The 8438-nt window shown below is 72.5% G+C and carries 7 protein-coding genes and 1 tRNA gene; 4 read left to right on the forward strand and 4 right to left on the reverse strand.

Annotated features, from left to right (window positions below):
- Positions 1 to 79: 79 nt before the first annotated feature.
- Positions 80 to 781 (reverse strand): response regulator, encoded by a 702-nt coding sequence (locus ACFWPI_RS38890; protein WP_380380724.1) that lies wholly within the window; start codon positions 779 to 781, stop codon positions 80 to 82.
- Positions 778 to 2022, reverse strand: coding sequence for a sensor histidine kinase (locus ACFWPI_RS38895; RefSeq protein ID WP_380380726.1), 1245 nt, complete (start codon positions 2020 to 2022; stop codon positions 778 to 780). The genes ACFWPI_RS38890 and ACFWPI_RS38895 overlap by 4 nt, the downstream gene beginning before the upstream one ends.
- A 333-nt stretch (positions 2023 to 2355) precedes the next feature.
- Between ACFWPI_RS38895 and ACFWPI_RS38900 the strand changes: the two genes are divergently transcribed.
- From ACFWPI_RS38900 to ACFWPI_RS38915, 4 genes are all read left to right on the forward strand, one after another.
- The gene (locus ACFWPI_RS38900) at positions 2356 to 2844 is read left to right on the forward strand and encodes an MMPL family transporter (protein WP_380380728.1); all 489 of its coding nucleotides are present in this window, start codon (positions 2356 to 2358) and stop codon (positions 2842 to 2844) included.
- 163 nt (positions 2845 to 3007) lie between these two features.
- Positions 3008 to 4426 (forward strand): hypothetical protein, encoded by a 1419-nt coding sequence (locus ACFWPI_RS38905; protein WP_380380730.1) that lies wholly within the window; start codon positions 3008 to 3010, stop codon positions 4424 to 4426.
- Positions 4423 to 5712, forward strand: a complete 1290-nt coding sequence (locus tag ACFWPI_RS38910; RefSeq protein ID WP_380380732.1) for an ABC transporter substrate-binding protein — start codon at positions 4423 to 4425, stop codon at positions 5710 to 5712. The genes ACFWPI_RS38905 and ACFWPI_RS38910 overlap by 4 nt, the downstream gene beginning before the upstream one ends.
- Positions 5713 to 5819: 107 nt before the next feature.
- A tRNA-Met gene (locus ACFWPI_RS38915) sits at positions 5820 to 5893 on the forward strand.
- An 81-nt stretch (positions 5894 to 5974) separates the two neighbouring features.
- Here the strand turns inward: ACFWPI_RS38915 and ACFWPI_RS38920 are convergent.
- Entirely contained in the window at positions 5975 to 6607 is a 633-nt protein-coding gene (locus ACFWPI_RS38920; RefSeq protein ID WP_380380734.1) for a cyclase, read from the reverse strand.
- A gap of 229 nt (positions 6608 to 6836) precedes the next feature.
- Positions 6837 to 7760 carry a DUF4436 family protein gene (locus ACFWPI_RS38925; RefSeq protein ID WP_380380736.1) on the reverse strand — a complete coding sequence of 308 codons (924 nt, stop codon included), beginning with the start codon at positions 7758 to 7760 and terminating at the stop codon, positions 6837 to 6839.
- Positions 7761 to 8438 lie beyond the last annotated feature (678 nt).

The following is an 8438-nucleotide window of genomic DNA, read 5'->3' on the forward strand; positions in this document are numbered from 1 at the left end:
CTCGCGGCTCCCGTGGACGGGAGCCGCGAGGCCGTCCGGCTCGGGGCGACTCGGAGCAACTGGCCCCGCTCCGCCCGCCTCAGCCCGGCGGGTTCGCGGGGCGGGCTTCGACCAGGCCGGACTCGTAGGCCGCGATCACTGCCTGGGCACGGTCGCGGACGCTCAGTTTGGCGAAGATGCTGGTGATGTAGTTCTTGACCGTGGAGACGCTGATGCCCATCGCCGACGTGATCTCGGCGTTGTCCAGGCCGGTGGCCAGCAGGTGCCACACCTCGATCTCGCGGGGCGTCAGTTCACCCAGGCTGGAGGCCGGCAACGGCACCGGTGCCGGCGGCAGGCGGGGCGCGGTGACGTACGTGGAGATCAGCCGGGTGAGCAGGCGCGGCGCCACCGCCGCCTCCCCGGTGTGCACGGTGCGCACGGCCGCCGAGAGCTCCTCCGGGGAGACGTCCTTGGGCAGGAACCCGGAGGCGCCGGCGCGCAGGGCGGCGACGACGTACTCGTCCATGTCGAAGGTGCTCAGCGCCAGGACCCGGCAGGCCGGCAGTTCCCGTGTGAGCCGCTCGGTCGCCTGGACGCCGTCGAGAACCGGCATCCGGATGTCCATCACCACGACGTGGGGCCGGTGCCGGTGCGCGAGGTCGACCGCCTGCTGGCCGTTGTCCGCCTCGGCCACCACCTCGAACGCCGGGTCGGGTGCCAGGATCAGGGCCAGGCCCCGCCGTACCAGCGGCTGGTCGTCGGCGATCAGCACCCTGATCCGCTCCGGGGTTCCCGTCATCCGAGCCGTTCCTCTCCGTCGGCCGGCGCCACCGGCAGGCTGGCCACCACCCGGAAGCCACCACCGTCCACGGCGCCGGCCACCATGCTGCCGCCCTGCAGCGCGACGCGTTCGCGCATGCCGATCAGACCGTATCCGGTGCGGCCCGCCCTCGGTCCGGCCGCACCGCCCGCTCCCGCCAGGGCACCCACCAGGGTGTCGGCCGGCGCGGCGGTGCCGTTGTCGGACACCTCGACGGTGATCCGGTCCGGGTGGTACGTCAGCCGGACCCGCGCCCGGGCCCGGCCGGCGTGCTTGCGGGTGTTGGTGAGGGACTCCTGGACGATCCGGAACACCGCCAGGCCGGTGCTCGGCGGCAGCGGGCGCTCCTCCCCCAGGACGGCGAACTCGGTGGGAAGACCGGCCCTGCGGGACTCCTCGACGAGCCGTCCGAGGTGCCCGACTCCGGGCTGCGGCTCGGACGGCGACTCCTCCGGCTCGTCGCCGGCCCGGAGCACGTCGAGCAGTTGACGCATCTCGCGCAGCGCCATCCGCCCGGAGCCCTCCAGCGTGACCAGGGCGTCGCGCACCACCTCGGTGTCACCCCCGAGGTTCGCTCTGGCACCGCCGGCCATCAGCTGCATGGTGGTGATGTGGTGGGCGACGATGTCGTGCAACTCCCGTGCGATGCGGCGCCGTTCCTGCGCCACCGCGCGGTCGGCCAGCAGCCTGCGCCTGACCTCCACCGCGTGCTGCCAGCGCTTCAGCGCCTCGGCCGCGGCGATGACCAGCGCCGCGGCGAGCACGTTGGACGCCGCTCGCGAGAGCGGGGGCGGCAGCGGATGCCCCCGGCCCAGCAGCGGTACGACGGCCGCCACGAGGGCGGCCGGCGCCGCCACCACGAGGCCGCGCGAGCGGGCGACCGCGAACAGCGCGATGCAGAGCGTGCAGTTGAAGTGTTGCGGCACCGGCCCGCTCAGGTTCAGGGCCAGGCCGAGGGCCAGCACACCCGTCAGTGACGCCAGCGGGTAGCGGCGCCTGGTGAGCAGCGGCATGGCCGCCAGTACGAGCAGGACCAGCGCGGTCAGGGCGATCGGCTGGCTTCCGTCCGGGCTGCCGATCGAGTAGCCGAGGAGGTCCAGGGCGGCCGACCCGACGGCCACCAGCGCGTCACTGGCCGTCCAGGGCAGGCCGTCGGCTCTCGGCGGCGACTGCGGCGACTGCGGCTGCGGCAGCGGCAGGGGCCGGTGGTGCGTCGACATGCTGGTGATGGTCCTTTCCGTGGCCGGCCGGCCGTGTGCCGTCGTCCGTGAGCCGTGAGCCGTGAGCCGCGTGCTGTGCGCTGTGAGCCGTACGCCGTTCCCGCGGAGGCCCTCGGGGGGGGGCGTCCACGGTCCATTCTCCCTGTGGCTCCCGGCCCCGGGCCGGCACCCGGGACCGATCCCGGACCAGGCCCCTGGTCCTGGTCCGGGCCTGGTGGCGGGCCCAGGTCCTGACGGCGTTCTCCTCCCGCGCTCGGACGAGAACGCCCACGCCGTGATGGTCTGGAGACGTGCCGGAAATCCCCGGCGACAGCACCACCGCCGGAGGACATCGTGATCCGCGCCCTGACCGGATTCTCCACCAGGAATCCGTGGAAGGTGATCGCCGTATGGGCGGTCCTGGGAATGCTCCTGACCGTCCTGAGCCAGACATTGATCTACCGGGTGACCCAGACGCAGACGGCCGACTTCCTGCCGAAGAGCTACGACTCGGCCGCCGCCATGAAGATCGCCCAGGACCGCTTCGGGACGAAGCCCGACGCCAACCCGGTGACCGTCCTGGTCGCGCGGACCGACGGCCGGGCGCTGACCGCCGCGGACCGGCAGCAGATCGACGACGGGGCGAAGCGGCTGAGCCGCCTCAAGGTCACCATGCCCACACCCAAGGACGCCGCGCCCCTTCAGCGGGACTACTCGCAGATCCCCCAGGTCGACCCGGCCATGACCGCGCCCGACGGGACCTTCGAGCTGCTCTCCGCCAACCTCACCGGAAACCCCGCCGACCCGGGCCTGGAGAACACCTACCGGGGCCGCGTAGGGTGACCGCCCAACTGACGGTACGTCAGAGTGTGCCACCCGGGCCGCCGGAGTCGAAACTGATATTCCGTCATATTCCGCTTCCCGGTAGCCACTCCATAGTCGCGTGGCTAGGGTGGGCGACGATCCGTCGGGCTCCTGACGGGCCGAGCCGGGGGGCGGGATGCGGATGGCGGCCATTGCCGGCGTGGGGTCACGGTCGCACCGCTTCGGCCGCAGGCCCGCCGCGCCACCCACCACTCCGGGCCGGCTGCGCCGGGTTGTGGTCTCGCTGGTCCTGTGCACGGCGGCGCTGTGGGGGACATTGGAAGCGGCGCTCGCCGGCGCGCACACGGCGGTGTCCGCCGCCGAAGCCCACGCCGACCCGGCCCTTGTCGACATCGCGCAGCTGTCCTACCTGCTCGCCGACGCGGACCGGGTCGCGGCCGGGAGCTTCGCCTCGGGGACGGTGCGCCTGAGCGGACCGGGGCAGCGCTACCAGGACGATCTGAAGTCGGCCCACCAGGTGTTGGCCCGGGCCGCCGAGCACGACGCGACCGGGCCGGCCGGGAGCGGGCGACTGCAGGCCGTCGAGGGACTGCTCGTCGAGTACACCAGCCTGGTCGAACAGGCGCATGCCACCGAGAGCCAGGGTGCCCTCGGCGCCGCCTACTTGAGCTACGCCTCAAGCCTGATGCACAAACCCGGTGACGGAGTCCTCGCCCAGGTCCAGCAACTGCGGGCCGCCGAGCAGCAGGAACTGGGCCGGCAACAGCAGAGCGGATGGCTCGCCCCGGTCGTGCTGCTCGGCGTGCTCGCCCCCGCGGTGCTCGCCCTGGTCCTGCTGGTCGGTACGCAGCGCTTTCTGAGCCGCCACTTCAACCGGCGGCTCAACCCGTACCTGCTGACCGCGTCCGTCCTGCTGCTCGCGCTGGCCGGCTGGACGGTGGTGGCGACCCTGCACACCGACCGAGCCTTCGGCACCGCCACCGACGAGGTGCTGCCCCGGCTGACCGCCGCCTGGCAGGCTCGCGCGCTCGCCGCCGAAGCGGCAGGCGGCGATGCGCTGGCGGTGGTCCAGATCGTCCCCGGACAGGACCTTTCCGACGACTTCGCCACCTACACCGGCCCACTGGCGGACCGTCCGGTCACGCCGGGAGCGGTCGCGGCGGCCGAGAACCAGCAGCCCGCGTTCCACGGCATCCTCGCCGACCTGTTCGATGCCGACCTCCGCCCCGACTCCTCCCCAGCGAAACGGGACGCCGCCTTGCACACCCTCCGGGACTTCCAGCAGTTCACCGCGGCCGATGCCGAGCTGCGCCGGCAGGCCGCCACGCGCGGCCCCGCCACGGCAGCCGCGGCCGACCCCACCGTGGCGGCCACGGCTGTCGGCCCCGGCGCCGCCCAACTGGGCGGCGCCGGCGCGGCGTTCGACGCCGACCTGGCCCGTCTCACGGAGCTGGACCGGCAACGGCTGGCCGATGCCGAATCGGCGGCCCGCTCCGACCTGGGCCTGGGCCGCGCGCTCCCGGTGCTGTGCGCCGCCATCGCGGTGCTCTGCCTGGGCGGCCTCTGGCCACGGATCGACGAGTACCGGGCCGCGCGATGAGCAGGGCGGACCGCTGGGCCCGGGCCTGTCTCGCCCTGCTGCTGGTCGCCCTCTTCGGCCCCACGGCCTGCAGCAGCGGCGGGTCGGGACCTGTGGTCCATGTGCTCGGCACCTGGACCGGCAGTGAGCGGGACTCGTTCCTGGCCATGGTCGCGCCGTTCGAGCAGCGGACCGGGATCAGGGTGGACTACCAGGGCTCCCGGGACTCCGACACCGTGCTGGCCGACCGGGTCGACAACGGGACGCCGCCCGATCTCGCCGTCCTCTCCAGCCCCGGAAAGCTGGTGCAGTACGCCCGGGCCGGCCGGTTGGCCCCGCTCGACGGTGCGCTCGACCTGCCGGGCATGGCCGCGCAGTACGGAGCGAGCTGGGTGCGGTTGGGCGCCGTGGACGGCAAGCAGTACGCCGTGTTCGTCAAGGCCTCGGTGAAGAGCCTCATCTGGTACTCCCCCAAGGCCCTTGCCGCACACGGCTGGACGCCACCCGGCAGCTGGGACCAGCTGAACACCCTGGACCGGCAGATCGCCGGGGCAGGTGTCCCCCCGTGGTGTGTCGGGCTGGAGTCCAGCTCCGCCTCCGGCTGGCCGGGCACCGACTGGCTGGAGGACATCGTCCTCGCCCAGTCCGGGCCGGACGTCTACGACCAGTGGGCGAGCGGCGTGCTCGCCTGGAACTCTCCTGCGATCAAACGGGCCTGGCAGACCTGGGGAGACGTGGTCGCCGCCAAGGGCCTGGTCCGCGGTGACTCCCGCGGCATGCTGCTCACCGACTTCGCCGGCTCGGGCAACTCGCTGTTCGGCCGGCAGCCGGGCTGCTACTTCGAGCACGCGGCGTCCTTCATCACGGACTACTACCAGCAGGGCGACCCGCAGCTCAAGGCCGGCGAGGACTACGACTTCGCCCGGTTCCCGACCATCGACGAAGGGTTCAAGGGCACCGAGGAGGTGGCGGGCGACCTGCTCGGCATGTTCCACGCCACCCCGGCCGCCCAGCAGCTCGTCGCCTACCTCACGACGCCCGAGGCGCAGCAGATCTGGGTGGCCCGCGGCGGTGCACTGAGCCCCAACCGCCAGGTGCCCACCACCGTCTACCCGGACGCCCTGTCCCGGCGCCTGGGCCAACTGCTGGTCGACGCCCGGGCGGTACGGTTCGACGCCTCCGACCTGATGCCGGACGCGATGCAGAGCGCGTTCTACCGAGCCGTGCTCGCCTACGCCAACGACCCTTCGCAGCTGGACACCCTGCTCACGGACCTGGACCGGGTCCGGGCCACCGTCTACGCCTGACTTTCGGCTGGGGACGGCAACCCGCATCTCGGGCGGCCGCACGTACCCGGCCGCCGGGTAACCGATTAGGTGATCGCCGGCCGGTGCCGTAAGGTCGGTACTACCGACGCGGGGTGGAGCAGCTCGGTAGCTCGCTGGGCTCATAACCCAGAGGTCGCAGGTTCAAATCCTGTCCCCGCTACTTCTGCCACTGGGGCCGACGCACACTGTGCGTCGGCCCCAGTGCTGTTCTCCCTTGGTCGCCTTCGGTGCGGCCCCCCGGTCAGCTCACCGTCGTGGTGCTGAGCGCCTGCGCGGTGGCCGGGTAGCAGGCGGTGGGCACGTCGACGGTGAAGAACGAGACGGGCACGGTCGCCGTGAAGGTCAGCCCCGGGTTCGCGTAGCTCGTACCGGCCACCGAGGTGCTGATGACGCTGCCGGAGGCCCCGGCGGCCAGGTTCAGGGTCAGCGCGGGGAGCGTGAAGGTGCCGCCGCCGTCGACCGACCCGTTCACGGTGAGCACGACGTTGCCGTTGTTCACCGCGACGCTCGCGCTGCCCGAGTAGCCGGAGCCGCCGGTCAGCGACTCGCCGGTCAGCGTGGCGTTCGCGGGGACCGGCACGGTGAGCACGATGTTGCTGATCGACTGGATGCTGTAACCGCCCACCGTGGTGGGCACGGTGAGCGCGTCGGGGGCCAGGGTGACGGTGAACTGGCTGCCGGCCGCGACGGTGGCGGGCGCGGCGGCGTTGACACCGGCGTTGAGGTTGAAGGTCTGTGCCGACCCGATCGGCGGAGTCGCCTGGCAGGCCAGGACGACCGGGGTGTCCGCGGCCGCGGCGGTCGGCGCGAACAGTCCGATCGCGGCCACGCCGCCGGCGAGCACGACCGAGGCACGTCGCAGAGCAGAGGTCATTCCCATGAGGGTTCTCCCGCGAAGCCTGAGGTGGGGGGTGAGGGTGGGGCGCGCGAGCGTCGGGGCGTGGGGTACCTGAGCCGCCCGGCCACCCGGCGGCCCGGCACAGGCCGGGCGAATTCAGCATGGGCGCGTCAGGGACCCCCAACAATCCTGCTGCACAAGGTAGTTGCAGCACTTTCCGGCCATTCTCCGGCCGCGCCCGCCCACGGGGTGCCGACGCCGGGCCTCACGGCTGGTCGGCGGCGGCCTCGCGTTCGCGGCGCTGCCGGTGCTCGGTGCGGATGCCGCACCAGGCGGTGCAGGCCAGGCTGGCGGCGATGATTCCTTCGGCCCAGAAGAACGCGAGGTAGTCGATCAGCGATCCGATCGGCGGTGAGCCGGGGGCGGCGTTGCGCATGCCGATCAGGGCGAACAGGCTGGCCGCCATCCAGCCCAGGGAGGGCCAGACCAGGCCCTCGCGCTTGCGGTAGAGCACCTCGGCGGCGCCGAGGACGGCCAGGGCGATGGCCCACATCGCCGCGATCATGAACCAGGCGAGGATGAAGGTGCTGCGGGAGCGGGTGATCTTCGCGTCCAGGGCCACGGCGCCGGTGGCCCCGGCCGTGGCCTGCGGGCGCACGACGAAGAACGGGTCGGTGTCGGTGAGGACCAGGCCGACCGGCACGGGGGTGGCGCCGCTGGTGGCCGTGAAGCCGGCCTCCATGCGGTAGCGGTCGAAGGGGTAGTCGGTGATGGTGCCGTCGTACATCCCGATGTGGACGAGCTGGGGCGCCGCGCTCTCGCCCTCGGCTGCCCGGATGGTCGTCCTGGGTGTGCCGGTGACGGTGATCTCGACGGGTCGGCTGAAGGCCTGGCCGTCGGCGCCGGCGGCGAGCCTGCCGTGCGGTACGGGTGTGATGTAGAGCGTCAGTTGCTGGGCCGCCGGGTCCACGTCCTGGGCGGTGACGTCGAGTTCGATCCAGTCCTGGGCCGAGGGGATCGCCAGTTCGCGGGTCTGCTCCCGGGTGTTGCGCTCGTTGAGGTACAGCCCGATCCCGCTCCCGCACAGGGCGACGACCATCGCCAGGACGACGGCGAACCGCCAGCGGTGGCGAGGAGCGCGGCGCGCAACCGGGCTGGTCGCGCTGGTGTCATCGGTGGTGACCTGCACGGTCGTCCTTCCTGAAGCTGTGGAGTCGGGGCGGCGGCCGACGCGTGCGCGGCGGAGGCCCTGGCGGCCCGCCTCCGTGGGGGGTGGACGGGCCGCCAGGGGGCACGGAGCCCGCGCTGCGGCGGGCTGGTCCTGGGACCGGGGGTGCCCCCGCATCTTTTACTAGACTGAAAATTCAGTCAAATCCAGAGAGAGCGGTGATCTGCGGCGCAACGGCGCCGAGGGGCCGGGCACCGCACACCGCCGATGAGGCCCTGGCGACGAGGGGCCACAAGTGCGAGCAGGGTCCAGCTGGAGTACGGGTCCGATGGGGCGGCCGTCGCACGTCCCCGCGCCCTTCATCAGCGGACGGGCCGACTCACAGGCTTGACCGATTTTTCAGTCAATGAAAGTGTTGACGGCGAGCTCGAAGTTCACCGGCTCCCGCCTCGGCATCCACGTCGCCAACGGCGCCGTCGTCGCCGCTTCGTTCGGCACCGTCCCGCTCGGCAACCGCTTCGTTCGGCAACGCCTCGTTCGGCGACCGCCGCCTCGACGCCGGCAGCCGCGACAACCAGCGCTACCCCATGACCGGAGAATCCCGGTGCGACACGAAGTCGCTTCGCCCAAGCAGACGACCTGCAAGAGGAAGGAGTGAACAGGTAGGCCGTCTCGGACCAGTGTCCAGGGTCCGTCCCC

It is taken from the genome of Kitasatospora sp. NPDC058492, from assembly GCF_042720685.1.
Classification (GTDB): Bacteria; Actinomycetota; Actinomycetes; order Streptomycetales; family Streptomycetaceae; genus Kitasatospora.